General features: G+C 59.4%; 12 protein-coding genes. 8 read left to right on the plus strand and 4 right to left on the minus strand.

All coding sequences use genetic code 11. The annotated features are described in order from the left end of the window. The first annotated feature begins 118 nt into the window (after nt 1-118). The 5 genes from C4S59_RS03665 (at nt 119) to infB (ending at nt 6,888) form a co-directional block, all read left to right on the plus strand. The gene (locus C4S59_RS03665) at nt 119-1,318 is read left to right on the plus strand and encodes a GAK system CofD-like protein (RefSeq protein ID WP_103909091.1); all 1,200 of its coding nucleotides are present in this window, start codon (nt 119-121) and stop codon (nt 1,316-1,318) included. A 174-nt stretch (nt 1,319-1,492) separates the two neighbouring features. Beyond that, complete coding sequence (gene rimP, locus C4S59_RS03670; protein WP_103909092.1) at nt 1,493-2,062, plus strand: ribosome maturation factor RimP; 570 nt, start codon at nt 1,493-1,495, stop codon at nt 2,060-2,062. A gap of 6 nt (nt 2,063-2,068) precedes the next feature. Then, entirely contained in the window at nt 2,069-3,694 is a 1,626-nt protein-coding gene (gene nusA, locus C4S59_RS03675; RefSeq protein WP_103909093.1) for a transcription termination factor NusA, read from the plus strand. A 6-nt stretch (nt 3,695-3,700) separates the two neighbouring features. After that, nucleotides 3,701-4,348 carry an RNA-binding protein gene (locus tag C4S59_RS03680; RefSeq protein ID WP_103909094.1) on the plus strand — a complete coding sequence of 216 codons (648 nt, stop codon included), beginning with the start codon at nt 3,701-3,703 and terminating at the stop codon, nt 4,346-4,348. Further along, nucleotides 4,345-6,888: a translation initiation factor IF-2 gene (gene infB / locus C4S59_RS03685; protein ID WP_103909095.1), complete on the plus strand. Its 2,544-nt coding sequence runs from the start codon at nt 4,345-4,347 to the stop codon at nt 6,886-6,888. The genes C4S59_RS03680 and infB overlap by 4 nt, the downstream gene beginning before the upstream one ends. Nucleotides 6,889-7,544: 656 nt before the next feature. On the opposite strand, the gene C4S59_RS03690 is transcribed toward infB, so the two are convergent. Genes C4S59_RS03690 through C4S59_RS03700 form a run of 3 tightly spaced genes read right to left on the minus strand, consistent with a single transcriptional unit; the run spans nt 7,545 to nt 10,702 of the window. Then, nucleotides 7,545-8,678 (minus strand): Gfo/Idh/MocA family protein, encoded by a 1,134-nt coding sequence (locus C4S59_RS03690; protein ID WP_103909096.1) that lies wholly within the window; start codon nt 8,676-8,678, stop codon nt 7,545-7,547. Nucleotides 8,679-8,690: 12 nt separating this feature from the next. Next, complete coding sequence (locus tag C4S59_RS03695) at nt 8,691-9,584, minus strand: sugar phosphate isomerase/epimerase family protein (protein WP_103909097.1); 894 nt, start codon at nt 9,582-9,584, stop codon at nt 8,691-8,693. A gap of 14 nt (nt 9,585-9,598) precedes the next feature. Then, nucleotides 9,599-10,702 carry a Gfo/Idh/MocA family protein gene (locus C4S59_RS03700; protein ID WP_103909098.1) on the minus strand — a complete coding sequence of 368 codons (1,104 nt, stop codon included), beginning with the start codon at nt 10,700-10,702 and terminating at the stop codon, nt 9,599-9,601. A 104-nt stretch (nt 10,703-10,806) separates the two neighbouring features. Between C4S59_RS03700 and iolC the strand changes: the two genes are divergently transcribed. Genes iolC through C4S59_RS03715 form a run of 3 tightly spaced genes read left to right on the plus strand, consistent with a single transcriptional unit; the run spans nt 10,807 to nt 13,468 of the window. After that, on the plus strand, nt 10,807-11,787 hold the full coding sequence (gene iolC, locus C4S59_RS03705; RefSeq protein WP_103909099.1) for a 5-dehydro-2-deoxygluconokinase: 981 nt from the start codon (nt 10,807-10,809) through the stop codon (nt 11,785-11,787). Nucleotides 11,788-11,798: 11 nt separating this feature from the next. Next, complete coding sequence (locus tag C4S59_RS03710; RefSeq protein WP_103909100.1) at nt 11,799-12,641, plus strand: 5-deoxy-glucuronate isomerase; 843 nt, start codon at nt 11,799-11,801, stop codon at nt 12,639-12,641. Next, nucleotides 12,638-13,468, plus strand: coding sequence for a class II fructose-bisphosphate aldolase (locus C4S59_RS03715; protein ID WP_103909101.1), 831 nt, complete (start codon nt 12,638-12,640; stop codon nt 13,466-13,468). The genes C4S59_RS03710 and C4S59_RS03715 overlap by 4 nt, the downstream gene beginning before the upstream one ends. Here C4S59_RS03715 and C4S59_RS03720 read toward each other — a convergent pair. Further along, nucleotides 13,465-14,040, minus strand: a complete 576-nt coding sequence (locus tag C4S59_RS03720; protein WP_103909102.1) for a YqgE/AlgH family protein — start codon at nt 14,038-14,040, stop codon at nt 13,465-13,467. The genes C4S59_RS03715 and C4S59_RS03720 overlap by 4 nt on opposite strands. Nucleotides 14,041-14,176: the final 136 nt, after the last annotated feature.

Consider the following 14,176-nt stretch of genomic DNA (forward strand, 5'->3'; position numbering starts at 1 on the left):
CGGTTAGCCAAACTTGCGAACCCGTTTTCGTCAATGCACGGCCCTATCCCCAACCGGACACCGGCCGCCACCTATCCTATCCCTCTGGTGGCGGCCATTTTTCTGAAATGATTTCACATTGCCCGACGCGCCCTTTTCTTCCCTGATGCCCGCCGCGACGATCCCGCCAGAGGATGGCGCGCGCATTCTGTTTTTCAGCGGCGGCACCGCGTTGAACGGCATTGCACGGCAATTGAAACGCTATACGCACAACAGCGCCCATCTGATAACGCCCTTCGACAATGGCGGCAGTTCCCAAGTGCTGCGCGCGGCCTTCGACATGCCCGCTGTGGGTGACCTGCGCAGTCGTCTGATGGCCCTCGCGAACGAGGACACGCCGCATCAACGGGCCATCTTTTATCTGTTCAAACATCGCCTTTCTGCGGATGCGACCAAGACAGCACTGCAGGCAGAGCTTCGTTCATTCGTCGATGCCTCGCACCCGTTGATGCAAGATATCCAGGGCCCCATCCAATCCGAGGTCTTGGGACTGCTGCATGACTTCCTGCACATTGCGCCTGACGATTTCGACTACCGCGGGGCAAGTGTCGGCAACCTGATTTTGACCGGCGCCTATTTCCGCTGCGGACGGCAGTTGGCACCGGCGATCGAACAGATGGCGCGACTGGTGGATATCCAAGGGCGGGTGCGCCCGATTGCGGACGTCAATCTGCATCTGGGCGTGGCGCTGGCGGATGGTCAACTGGTATTCGGGCAACGTCATTTCACCGGCAAAACAACCACCCCGATCAGCGCCCCGATCCGACGGCTGTTCATCACCGACGGCGCGCAAGAGGTGCTGCCCGCCAGCGTTGCCCTGAATGCTGAAAACCAGACCCTGATCGCCAACGCCGATGCCATCTGTTTCCCGCCCGGTTCGCTTTATTCCAGCGTTATTGCGAACCTGCTGCCTGCCGGCGTCGGACGCGCCGTGGCGCAAAGCGGTGCGCGCAAGGTCTATATGCCGAACCTCGGACATGACCCAGAGGCCCTGGGCATGACGCTGAGCGATCAGATCACCGCCCTTTTGGCGCCGATGATGTCCGACACCCTCGACACGCTTTCGGCCCGCCAGTTCATCACCGATATCCTGTGCGATCTAAGCGTCCCCCAACAGGACTGCGACGCCGTTGCCGAACGCTTCGGGATCGCCTGCCACCGCCTGCCGCTGGCATCCTCAAATGCGGAACGTTACGATCCGCAGACCGTTTGCCAGACCCTGATTGGCATGACCTCGGACACCGCGCGAAACACGGCCGCCGCAATACCCGTCGCCTGAGAATTGGCGGCCTTGCACAGCAGGCTTGCAGACTCACCCAAGCTTGCGTATACGACCCCCAACAGCGGCGCGTCGGCCTCGGTCGAAGCTCCACCGGGAAACATCGACGGGCCGCGCGCCCGTTTTTTTGTGCCTGAACGTCAGGCCCGTTAGAATAAGGATACCGGAAGCTTAATGAGCGACCTGATTGCCAAAACGTCCATGGACCAGCGGCTGGCCAGCATCGTGGGCCCTGTCATCGAAGACATGGGATTCGAACTGGTGCGTATTCGCCTGCAAGGCGGCAACACGCCCCTGCTGCAAATCATGGCCGAACGCCCCGAAGGCGGCATCGAAGTGGATGAATGCGCGCAGATTTCCACGGCTGTGTCTGCGGTTCTGGACGTAGAAGACCCGATTATCGACGCCTATACCCTTGAAGTATCGTCCCCCGGCATCGACCGCCCGCTGACGCGCATCAAGGACTTCGAAACATTCGAAGGCTACGAGGCAAAGCTTGAGACACAGGAACTGATCGACGGCCGCAAACGCTTTAAGGGCGTTCTAGCTGGCGTCGAGGACGGCGAAGTTCTGATCAATATTACAGAAGGCACTGTCGGCCTTCAGTTCGACTGGCTGGCTGATGCCAAGCTGGTTCTGACCGACGACCTGATCAAAGAAATGCTGAAAGCCCGCAAGGCGCAGGGCTTTGACGAAACCGAGTTTGATGACATCGTGGCCGACGACGGCCAGAACGAGGAGTAAGACCCAATGGCCATTACCTCTGCCAACCAGCTTGAGCTTTTGCAGACCGCCGAAGCGGTTGCACGCGAAAAGATGATCGACCCTGCGCTGGTCGTCGAAGCGATGGAAGAAAGCCTCGCGCGGGCTGCCAAGTCGCGCTACGGCTCGGAAATGGACATCCGCGTGTCCATCGACCGCAAGACAGGTCGCGCCACATTCACACGCGTCCGCACCGTCGTCGAAGACGAAGAGCTGGAAAACTATCAGGCGGAAATGACCGTCGAGCAGGCCAAGCAGTACATGGCAAACCCTGCCGTGGGCGACCAGTTCGTAGAAGAGGTCCCGCCGGTCGATATGGGCCGTATCGCCGCGCAATCCGCCAAGCAGGTCATCCTGCAGAAGGTGCGCGAAGCCGAACGTGACCGTCAGTACGAAGAATTCAAAGACCGCGCAGGCACCATCATCAACGGTGTGGTCAAGCGCGAAGAATACGGCAACGTCATCGTCGACGTGGGTCGTGGCGAAGGTATCCTGCGCCGCAACGAAAAGATCGGCCGCGAAAGCTATCGCCCGAACGACCGTATCCGCTGCTACATCAAGGACGTGCGCCGCGAAGCGCGTGGCCCGCAGATCTTCCTGTCGCGTACAGCGCCCGAATTCATGGCCGAGCTCTTCAAGATGGAAGTGCCGGAAATCTACGACGGCATCATCGAGATCAAAGCCGTTGCCCGTGACCCAGGTTCGCGCGCCAAGATCGCCGTTATTTCCTACGACAACTCGATCGATCCGGTCGGTGCCTGTGTGGGTATGCGCGGTAGCCGTGTTCAGGCCGTTGTAAACGAACTGCAGGGCGAAAAGATCGACATCATTCCGTGGAACGAAGACGTTCCGACATTCCTTGTGAACGCACTGCAGCCCGCAGAAGTGTCCAAGGTTGTTCTGGATGAAGATGCCGAGCGTATCGAAGTTGTTGTTCCCGACGAACAGCTGTCGCTGGCCATCGGCCGCCGCGGTCAGAACGTGCGTCTGGCATCGCAGCTGACCGGTCTCGATATCGACATCATGACCGAAGAAGAAGAATCCAAGCGTCGTCAGGCCGAATTCGAAGAGCGCACCAAGCTGTTCCAGGCCGCGCTGGACGTGGACGAATTCTTCGCCCAGCTACTGGTGTCCGAAGGCTTCACCAACCTCGAAGAAGTGGCTTATGTCGAGATCGAAGAACTTACCGTCATCGACGGTGTGGACGACGACACGGCAACAGAACTGCAGGCCCGTGCCCGCGACGTTCTGGAAGAGCAGGCACAGCGCGCACTGGCACATGCCCGTGAACTGGGTGCCGACGACAGCCTTATTGAATTCGAAGGCCTGACACCCCAAATGTTGGAAGCACTGGCAGAAGACGGCGTGAAAACGCTGGAAGACTTTGCCACATGCGCCGACTGGGAACTGGCAGGTGGCTGGACCACCGACAACGGTCAGCGCGTTAAGGATGACGGCATTCTGGAAAAGTTCGACGTCTCTCTGGAAGAGGCACAGTCCATGGTCATGACCGCCCGCGTTCTGCTGGGTTGGGTTGATCCGGAAGAACTGGAACAAGGCAACGAAGACGAGATCGACGAAGATGCGGTCGAAGCTTCGGAAGACGAGGCGTAAACCCACGTGACACGCGGTGGAGCACATAAAGACCGTTCTGACGGTCCCGAACGGAAATGCATCGCCACAGGCGAGGCTCAGCCGAAGTACGGGTTGATCCGTTTCGTTGCGGGACCAGACGGCCAGATCGTTCCTGATCTGGCGGGCAAATTGCCCGGTCGGGGCTTTTATGTTGCGTCTGATCGCGCGGCGTTGGAAAAGGCCGTTAAGAAAAACCTGTTTTCTCGGGCCGCCAAACAGCCCGTGAAAGCGCCCGACGATCTGGTGGATATGCTGGAACCCATGCTGGCCCGCCGCGTTGTCGAACTGATCAGCCTGGCCCGCAAATCAGGCAATGCCGTTGCGGGCTACGAAAAGGTCAAAGACTGGCTGCAAAAAGAAGAGGCCGAGGTACTGATTCAGTCCTCCGACGGATCTTCTCGGGGGAAGAGCAAACTAAGTACCCCGCACTACGGCAGTTACATCGGTTGGCTCACCTCGGACGAGCTGGGCATGGCCTTTGGTCGGGAAACTGTGATACATGCCGCGCTTGGCGCTGGCGGACTCACGAAACGTGTTGTAGAGGATGCCCAACGTTTGAAGGGCCTACGCGTCGGAACGTCCGATGCAAAGACGGCGGCAGGGGCTGCCGGGAAGGATAAGAGAGCTTCATGAGCGATAACGACGGTAAAAAGACTTTGGGTGTACGTGGCGGCGGGCCCCGTTCGGGGAACGTCAAGCAAAGCTTTAGCCATGGCCGGACCAAGAACGTCGTGGTGGAAACCAAACGCAAGCGCGTTGTGGTGCCCAAAGCGGGTGCAGGCGCGGCTGGCAAAGGTACTGGCTCGGGCAGCAACGCAGCAGCAGCCGCTGCAGCGAATGCACGACGTCCCGGTGGCATTTCCGAAGCGGAAATGGAACGGCGCCTGAAGGCGCTGCAGGCTGCGAAAGCCCGCGAAGTCGAAGAAGCCGCTCAGCGCGAAGCCGAAGAAAAGGCCCGCGAAGAAGAGCGCAACCGCCTGCGCGCCGAGAAAGAACAGAAAGAGCGCGAACAGCGTGAAGCCGAAGAGCGCGCACGCGCCAAGGCCGAAGAAGAAGAACGCGCACGCATCGCCGCAGAAGAGGCCAAGAAAGCCGAGCGCGCTGCAGCAGCCAAGCCTGCCGCAGCCGCCGCGCCCAAAGCCGCGCCTGCCGACAAAGCCGGTGCCCCTGCCCGCACAGGCGCAGGTGCAAAACCGGCACCCGCAGCGCCGCGCAAAGCCGAGCGTGAACGCGAAGAGCGTGGCCGTTCGACCCGTGGTCGCGACGACGGTGGTCGCCGTGCTGGCAAGCTGACTCTCAACCAGGCGCTGTCTGGTGAAGGTGGCCGTCAGAAATCCATGGCCGCGATGAAGCGGAAACAGGAACGCGCCCGTCAGAAAGCGATGGGTGGCAACGCTGTCCGTGAAAAGGTCACGCGTGACGTTCAGCTGCCCGAGGCAATCACGGTTGCCGAACTGGCCAACCGTATGGCCGAGCGCGTGGCAGACGTTGTCAAATCGCTCATGCAGATGGGTGTGATGGCGACACAGAACCAGACGATCGACGCCGATACAGCGGAACTGATCATCGAAGAGTTCGGCCACAAGGTAACCCGCGTTTCCGACGCGGACGTCGAACAGGTCATCGAACAGGTCGAAGACAGCGAAGACGATCTGAAGCCGCGTCCGCCGGTCGTGACCATCATGGGCCACGTCGACCACGGCAAAACATCGCTGCTGGACGCGATCCGCAACACCAAGGTTGTCACTGGCGAAGCCGGCGGCATCACGCAGCACATCGGTGCGTATCAGGTCACAACCGACTCTGGCGCGGTTCTGTCGTTCCTCGACACACCCGGCCACGCGGCCTTTACCTCGATGCGTTCGCGCGGTGCCCAGGTCACGGACATCGTTGTTCTGGTGGTTGCTGCCGACGACGCCGTCATGCCGCAAACCGTCGAAGCGATCAGCCACGCAAAAGCGGCTGGCGTTCCGATGATCGTTGCGATCAACAAAATCGACAAACCCGCCGCGAACCCGACCAAGGTGCGCACCGACCTGCTGCAGCACGAAGTTGTTGTGGAACAGATGTCCGGTGACGTCCAAGACGTCGAGGTTTCCGCGCACACCGGTCAGGGTCTGGACGAACTGCTCGAAGCCATCGCGCTTCAGGCGGAAATCCTTGAACTCAAAGCCAACCCCGATCGCCCTGCCCAAGCGGCTGTGATCGAAGCCAAACTGGACGTAGGTCGCGGCCCCGTTGCTACGGTTCTGGTTCAGAACGGCACACTGCGTCAGGGCGATATCTTCGTCGTAGGCGAACAGTGGGGTAAGGTCCGTGCGATGGAAAACGACCGCGGCGAGCGCGTCAAAGAAGCAGGCCCGTCCGTTCCGGTCGAGGTTCTGGGTCTGAACGGCACACCCGAAGCGGGCGACGTTCTGAACGTGACCTCTACAGAAGCACAGGCGCGCGAGATCGCGGAATACCGTGCTCAGGTCGCCAAGGACAAACGCGCCGCTGCCGGTGCCGCCACAACGCTTGACCAGCTTATGCAGAAGGCGAAAGACGATCAGAACGTGGCGGAACTGCCCATCCTGGTCAAAGCCGACGTGCAGGGCTCTGCGGAAGCCATCGTTCAGGCGATGGAAAAGATCGGCAACGACGAGGTTCGCGTCCGCGTTCTGCACTACGGTGTTGGCGCGATCACGGAAACCGACGTGGGCCTGGCCGAAGCATCCGGTGCGCCGATCATGGGCTTCAACGTCCGTGCCAACGCATCCGCACGCAACACCGCCAACCAGAAGGGCGTCGAGATCCGCTACTACAGCGTCATCTATGACCTCGTGGACGACGTGAAAGCAGCCGCATCCGGCCTGCTGTCCGCAGAAGTCCGCGAACGCTTTATCGGCTATGCGAAGATCAAAGAGGTCTTCAAGGTCACAGGCGTTGGCAAGGTTGCAGGCTGTCTGGTCACAGAAGGCGTTGCCCGCCGTTCCGCAGGCGTCCGCCTGCTGCGCGACGACGTGGTTATCCACGAAGGCACGCTCAAGACCCTCAAGCGCTTCAAAGACGAAGTGGCCGAAGTCCAGTCCGGTCAGGAATGTGGTATGGCGTTCGAAAACTACGACGATATCCGTCCCGACGACGTCATCGAAATCTTCGAGCGCGAAGAGATCGAACGCAAACTGGACTGATCCGGTTGATATAAAAACAAAAAGGGTCGCCTCAGGGCGGCCCTTTTGCTTTTGGGGCAAATCAGGCAACGCGAGCAAAAACTGCCGCCTCAACGTTTCCCACGCTTTGAGTTCGCATTGTCGCAGCGAGTGTCACATTAGAGCCCAAATCTACCAATGCATTGCCACCCAGCTAAGGTCGGCTTACGGTTAGGGAATTACTTTGGGTAGACTTTAGAGGGCGCAAATTTGAGAACCAAGATTAGCCTGTGCAAAGCTTGTCGGCATAGTCCAACTTCTAAAAACTGTTCAAAGTGCGGAGGCAATGCTGCGCACATTCGGTTACCAAGTTTGTACGACGTAATGAAATACATTGGTGGGGTATTAATAGTTTTGGCCCTCCTGCTTTGGTTCGCAATCGAAACAATATTATAGAAAAGAACCTGTTAGCCGCCATTCGTACAAAGAATATGATTGGCAATTCTGTCCCACACAGCGAACGCTTAACCAGCCGCCCCAAACAAAAAGGGAGGACCGTCGTCCTCCCTTCTGTCTATCTGGAAGATAGTTTGTTCAGATCAGGCGCCGATGGGCTTGCCTGTGAAAAGCTGTTGCCCCACACGGACGATCATGCGGCCGTCGGCCCATTGCGCCAATAGCGCATACGTGACCTCGTCCTACCGGAACATCGGCGGCCTTGCGTCGACCCACGCTCCGTTTTCTTTGGCAGATCGCACCGCTGCATGCACCGCCGCCATGGATCGCAGACCGGCCTCGGCGGTGGGCAGGCCATCGCGGGTTTCCCCAGCAATCGCATCGGCTAGATCGCAGTAGATGTTGGCCACGGCCAAGGGAAAGCCCTCGGGATGGGCGATCGCCACGCGTGACAGGCGTTGGGCGTCGGGGTGCAGGCCGCCTTCGCCCTTTTCGATGATCTGTGTGCGGCCGCCGACGGGGGTGTAGATCAGCTGGTTGGGCTGTTCAGACGCCCAGCGCAGGCCGCCCGTTTCGCCGAATATCTGGATTTCGAACCCGTGCTGTCGCCCGATGGCCACCGAAGATGTCCAAAGCCGCCCGACCGTGCCGCCAGACATGCGGAAGTTGACCATCGCGTCATCTTCCAATTCACGGCTGGGGATCGTCGAGGCAAAGTCGGCTGACAGGGTTTCCACCTCGTCCCCGACGATAAAGCTGGCCATGTGCAACGCGTGGATGCCGCAATCGGCGAACTGGCCCGACACACCGGCCATCGCCGGATCATAGCGCCAGCGAACGCGCGGGTTGTCCGCATCTGTGGCGTCGCCATGATGCCCGTGGCTGAAGTTTGTCACCACCAGACGCACCTTACCGATTTCGCCCAGCCGCACCATGTCGCGCGCCTGCCGGACCATCGGATAAGCGGAATAGCAGTAATTCACCGCACAGATCGCATCGCTTTTCGCAGCGATCTTCTGGATTTCTTCGCCTTCCTCGACGGTCATGGTCATCGGCTTTTCGCAGAGCACGTTAAAGCCAGCCTCAAGGAAGGCCTTGGTAATCTCGAAATGGGTCGAGTTCGGTGTCGCGACGGTGACCAGATTGATCCGGTCGGACCGATCTTTTTCGCCTGCCAGCATTTCCTGCCAGTCCCCATAGGCGCGATCCGCCGCCAGCCCGAGGCGTTGGGCATATTCGCGGCCCACGTCAGGACGGTGATCCAGAGCACCGGCCACAAATTCAAACCGCCCGTCCGCCAAAGCACCCAACCGGTGCGCAGGTCCGATCTGGCTGCCTTCGCCGCCGCCAATCATGCCCCACTTCAGTTTAGCCATTCCAACGCCTCCTTAGGAAAAGCCGATAGATTTCAGATAATCGCGGTTCTTGCGCGCATCGCCCACGGGATCGGGGTCAAGTAGCGGATCGCAGTCCTGTTCGACCGTGCACCAGCCATCGTAGCCCGACGATTCCAGCAGTTCACGCACCGCCGGAAAGTCCACTTCGCCCTGCCCGAGATTACAGAACATCCCCTGCCCGCAGGCATCGTAGAACCCGATCCGGTTTTCGATCACATGCGCCTTCATATTGGGATCGGTGTCTTTGAAATGAACATAGGAAATGCGATCCATGTGCCGCTTCATGAAGGCCACCGGATCGAAGCCCGCATAGCTGTGGTGGCCCGTGTCGAAGCAGATTTTCAGCAGGCTTTCGTCGACTTCGTCCAGCAGCCGCTCCAGTTCTGGTTCAAAGTCCATGAACCCCGCGGCATGGGCGTGGATGCTGACAGTCAGGCCATACTCTTGGGTGCCGATGCGCGCGGCCTCGGCGAGACGGTTCCGCAACCCGTCCCATTCAGAGGCGATAAGCTGTTCAGCCTCATTCGCCCGCCCTGCGGTGGGCGCGCGGCGTTCGGAAATCGAGTCGATCAGCACCAGATGGTTGGCCCCATGCGCGGCAAGGGAACGGGCCGTGCGATGGGTGGCATCCTGAACGTCGTTCCATGCCAGCGGATCGTGAAACGGGCGGAAAACAACGCCACCGATCAGTTCCAGATCATGTTGGGCTAGGGCATCGCCCAGCAACACCGGATCTTCGGGCATAAAGCCCACGGGCCCGAGTTCGATCCCCTTGTATCCGGCCTCGGCGCATTGCTGCAGAACCGTTTCCCACGTGGGGTTACGGGGGTCATCGGCAAACTCGACACCCCAAGAACAGGGGGCATTTCCGATCCTGATCGCCATTGCGCCACCTCCCCTTAGAAGTCGCTGATATCCTGCCAGGCACGGCTTTCGTGCGATGCAAACGCTGCCGAAATAATCCGGTTCACCTCATGCCCGTCTTTGAATGTCGGCCACATCGACTTGCCTTCGGCGATGGCCGTCAGGAAATCCTTGGCTTCGATGATGATTTGATCCTGATAGCCCGTTCCATGGCCCGCGCCCTGACAGAACGGCAGGTAATCAGGATGCGCCGGACCCGTCAGGATTTTGGTGAAGCCGCGCTGTGCCTCTGGACCTTCGGCCTTATAAAGCCACAGGGCATTCTGATCTTCCTGATCAAACCGGATCGCGCCTTTGGTGCCAGTGATTTCGTAAGCGTAACCCATCTTCCGCCCCGTCGCGACGCGTGAGATGTACAAATGCCCCATCGCGCCGTTTTCAAAGCGGCACATCATCTGGGCCTGATCATCGTTCGTGACAGCACCGCCTGTGCGCTGGGCGTGGACCGTTTCGACCTCGGCCATGACAGTTTTGATCGGTCCCATAAGAGCCAATGCCGCGTTGATCATATGGGGGGCCAAATCGCCCATGGTTCCATTTGCGCGGCCCGTTGCACGCCATGTGGCTGGTATTTCGGGGTTGGCATAAAAATCTTCTGTGTGTTCCCCACGGAACCACGTGATGTCGCCAATCGCACCTTCGGCCAACAGTTGACGGGCGTACTGGCTGGCGGGGGTGCGGATATAGTTGAAGCCCACCATGTTGACGATGCCGGACGCCTCGGCCGCGGCGACCATGGCGGCGCTGTCTTCTAATGATGCGCCCATCGGCTTTTCGCAGAACACAGGCTTGCCCAGCGCAAAGGCCGCTTCGGCGACGATGCGGTGTGTGCTTTGGGGTGAGGCGATGACAACGGCATCGACCTTGGGGTCGTTGACCAGTTCCTTCCAGTCGCTTGTTGCGCGGGAAAATCCATAGGCCGCCCGATACCGTTCCGCGCTCTCATCCGAGGTGGCGCAGATCATTTCCAGACGCGGGCGCGGCTTGGTATTGAACACGGCACCCACCGCCGCCATCGCGACAGAATGCGCCTTCCCCATATAGCCGCCGCCAAGAATGCCTATTCCGATTTCGGTCATTCTGCGCCCTCCCCTGCTCAGATTTCATTTGCAACCGGTTGCAAAATTCATATCCTGAGGTCTACCGTCACGCAAGACGCATTTACAGATCGTAAGAGGCCAAGATGGACAGGCTTTTCGAAAAGATCAGAGGCAACCGCTTTGTGGTCTTTGGCCGCGCGGGGATGGACCTGTTTGCGCAAGACGTCGGCGTCAAAAGCGAGGACGCCGAGGTGTTTCAGGCCGATCTGGGTGGGTCGTCCGCTAACACCTGCGTTGGCCTGTCCAAACTGGGCAGCGGCGCCGCGCTGGTCACTTCCGTTTCGAATGACGCTGTGGGACGGTTCTGTATCAACCGGCTGAAACACTACGGGGTCAGTAACGACTACATCCGGTCAATTGACGGGGAATTCCGCACGTCGCTGGCGGTCTACGAAAGCCGGACCGAGGATTTCCAGAATGTCCTTTACCGCAACGGGGCCGCCGATTTTCAGGTGACCGAGTCGGATGTCGATCAGGTCGATTACACCCGTTTTGACGTGGTGCTGGGTGCCGGAACCGTGTTCGCCTCTGAACCCTCGCGCAGCGCGACGTTCAAGGCCTTTGCCAACGCCAAAGCCGCAGGTCTGCCGATTGTCTTTGACATCGACTACCGCCCCTATTCTTGGCCCTCGCCCGAGGTTGCATCCGACGTTCTGACCCGCGCGGCAGAGGCCAGCGATGTGATTGTCGGCAATGATGAAGAGTTCGACTTCATGGCAGGCGGCGCGGGCAAAGGGCTGGCGATGGCCGAAGACCTGGCCACGGCAGGCAAGCTGGCAATCTACAAAATGGGCCCCGACGGCGCGATCACCTTCTGGTCTGGCCAGCGGATCAGAACCGGCGTCTATCCAACCCAAGCGATCAAACCGGTCGGCGCGGGTGACAGCTTTCTGTCCGGCCTGTTGGCGTCGCTCGCGGCAGGACACGATCTGGAATCCGCCATTCTGCGCGGATCAGCCTGCGCCGCGATCACCGTCAGACGACCGGGCTGCGCACCCGCCATGCCCACCACCGAAGACCTAGACGCATTCCTGCGCGACCACCCCGTTCCGACGCAACCCTGAGGAAGACCCCCATGCATATCGCCCCCTACGACAATGCAAACAAACCCATCGTGGATGTAGAAGACAACCTTGTCCCCCTGACCTATTTCAACATCGTCAAACTGACCAAGGGCGAGGTGTTCGAATATCAGGTCCAAGGTTATGAAACCTGCGTTGTCCCCGCGACTGGAACCGTGGATGTCGATGTGGACGGTGCGGTTTACACGCAGCTTGGCAATCGTGGCGAAGATGTCTGGGATGGTGAACCGGAAGGCGTTTACGTGCCTGTCGGTGCCAAGGTGCGTCTGACCTGTGTTTCGGACAAAACCGAAACCTTCATTGCCGGTGCGAAATACGACAAGGTTCTGGAACCCTTCGATGTGCGGGCGGCTGATCTGGACGTGGTGCAATACGGCTCGGACGACACCAAAACACACCGCAAGATCAAACATATCCTAGGCGCCCATCACCACGACAAGGTGGGCCGTTTGCTGGTCAGCGAACTGTTTACCGTCGGTGCCGGCGGATGGTCGGGTTTTCCCAGCCACAAGCATGATACTGACAGGCTGCCCGACGAAACACGCCACGATGAAACCTATAACTTCCGGTTCAAACCGAACTACGGATCGGGACTTCAGATGTTGCAAAGGGTCGATAATGAACCGGGCGATGCCTATCACATCGTGGACGGGTCCACCGTGCTGATCGACAAGGGCTATCACCCCTGCTGCGTGCTGCCGGGGTACGAAATGTATTACTTCACAATCCTTGGCGGGCTCAGCCAGCGGTCGTTGAAACAGTATTTCCAGCCGACCCACGCCGAACAGCTGTATTCGATCCCCGGCATTATGGACATGGTGGCCAAGTTCAAATGACCGTCGCCACCCTGTCCGAGGTGCTGCAACCAGCCCTGCGCGATGGCTATGCCGTGGCGGGGTTGGTCGTGCTGGGATGGGAAGATGCCCGCGCCTTCGTAACCGCCGCCGAGGCCGAGCGGCTGCCGGTGATCCTACAGGCCGGTCCAGCATGCCGCGCCCATACGCCCCTGCCCATTATAGCCTCCATGTTTCGGCATCTGGCAGAACACGCCAGCGTGCCGGTCGTGCTGCATCTAGATCATGGCTATAGCCGCGAGGAATGCCAGATGGCGTTGGATCTGGGCTTCACATCGGTCATGTATGACGGTTCCCGCAAACCGCTTGAGGACAATATCGCTGAGACCGCAGCGATTGCCGAAATGGCCCACGCGGCCGGGGCATCCTGCGAAGGCGAGATCGGGTTTGTCGGCTATCACGACGGTGCCGCGTCAAAGGGCACTGACCCCGCCGAGGCCGCGATTTTCGCCGAACAGACGGGCGTGGATGCCATGGCGATTTCGATCGGAAACGTGCATCTGCAATCAAGCGCCAGCAGCACGCTGGACGAAACGCGTCTTCGCGACATTCAGGCGCTGACCGGCGTTCCGTTGGTGATCCACGGCGGATCGGGTGTGCCAATGGATCAACGCCGCGCCTTGGCCGGAAACTCGAACATCTGCAAATTCAACATCGGCACCGAACTGCGCCAAACGTTCGGAAAAGCGCTGCGCAACGCGCTGGACAGCGACCCGAATGCTTTTGACCGTATCGAAATTTTGAAACAAACCCACGACCCGCTGGTCACGGCAACCCGCCGTATCCTGCGCAATCTGAAGCCGGATTAGGCGCTGCCCCCTTCGGCAGACAGCATATGCGGCGACACGCCCAGCGTGGACAGCGCCGCGCTCCATTTCAGCACATTGGGCGTGCCGAAAACCAACAGCGGGTCGGCATCACAGACAAGCCAGCCGTTCTGGGCCAATTCGCCCTCAAGCTGGTTCGGGCCCCACCCCGCATAGCCCAGACACATAAGCTTTTCCTGCGGACCTTTGCCTTTGGCGATGTCTTCCAGAATGTCCAAGGTCGCCGTCATGTGGAAATCTTGGTTCACCTCAAGCGTCGTCACAACCGACGTGTAATCAGGCGAATGCAGCACAAATCCGCGCCCCGTTTCGACAGGGCCGCCGAATTGCACCGGCATATCCACCATGTCTGGCGTCACTTCGATATCCAACTGATCCATCAGTTTTTTCAGGCGGATATCCTTGCTGGGTTTGTTGATGATCAACCCCATGGCCCCATCATCCGAATGGGCGCACATGTAGATGACGCTTTGTAGAAATCGGGGATCGCCCATGCCCGGCATGGCGATCAGCAGCTTTCCTGTCAGGCTCGTGTCTTTCAACTGATCAGACATGTTCTGCTCCGATAATCTGCTACCAGCATGGCCGACAGCACCCCAAGGCGCAAGGCCCGTTGCCCGATTGTACGACGTGTCACAGTTATCACGGCTTCGTGCCTTCGCTTAGTCGTGACTTTTCATTTCAGACCGA

This window comes from Thalassococcus halodurans, from assembly GCF_900108225.1.
GTDB lineage: Bacteria > Pseudomonadota > Alphaproteobacteria > Rhodobacterales > Rhodobacteraceae > Thalassococcus > Thalassococcus halodurans.

Bases quoted from the DNA above. Each gene is read 5' to 3' on its own strand.
- C4S59_RS03700 (WP_103909098.1), bottom strand. From the start codon at position 10,702: ATGACCGAAATCGGAATAGGCATTCTTGGCGGCGGCTATATGGGGAAG.
- C4S59_RS03710 (WP_103909100.1), top strand. From the start codon at position 11,799: ATGCATATCGCCCCCTACGACAATGCAAACAAACCCATCGTGGATGTA.
- iolC (WP_103909099.1), top strand. From the start codon at position 10,807: ATGGACAGGCTTTTCGAAAAGATCAGAGGCAACCGCTTTGTGGTCTTT.
- C4S59_RS03695 (WP_103909097.1), bottom strand. From the start codon at position 9,584: ATGGCGATCAGGATCGGAAATGCCCCCTGTTCTTGGGGTGTCGAGTTT.
- rimP (WP_103909092.1), top strand. From the start codon at position 1,493: ATGAGCGACCTGATTGCCAAAACGTCCATGGACCAGCGGCTGGCCAGC.
- C4S59_RS03720 (WP_103909102.1), bottom strand. From the start codon at position 14,040: ATGTCTGATCAGTTGAAAGACACGAGCCTGACAGGAAAGCTGCTGATC.
- C4S59_RS03715 (WP_103909101.1), top strand. From the start codon at position 12,638: ATGACCGTCGCCACCCTGTCCGAGGTGCTGCAACCAGCCCTGCGCGAT.
- infB (WP_103909095.1), top strand. From the start codon at position 4,345: ATGAGCGATAACGACGGTAAAAAGACTTTGGGTGTACGTGGCGGCGGG.
- C4S59_RS03690 (WP_103909096.1), bottom strand. From the start codon at position 8,678: ATGGCTAAACTGAAGTGGGGCATGATTGGCGGCGGCGAAGGCAGCCAG.
- nusA (WP_103909093.1), top strand. From the start codon at position 2,069: ATGGCCATTACCTCTGCCAACCAGCTTGAGCTTTTGCAGACCGCCGAA.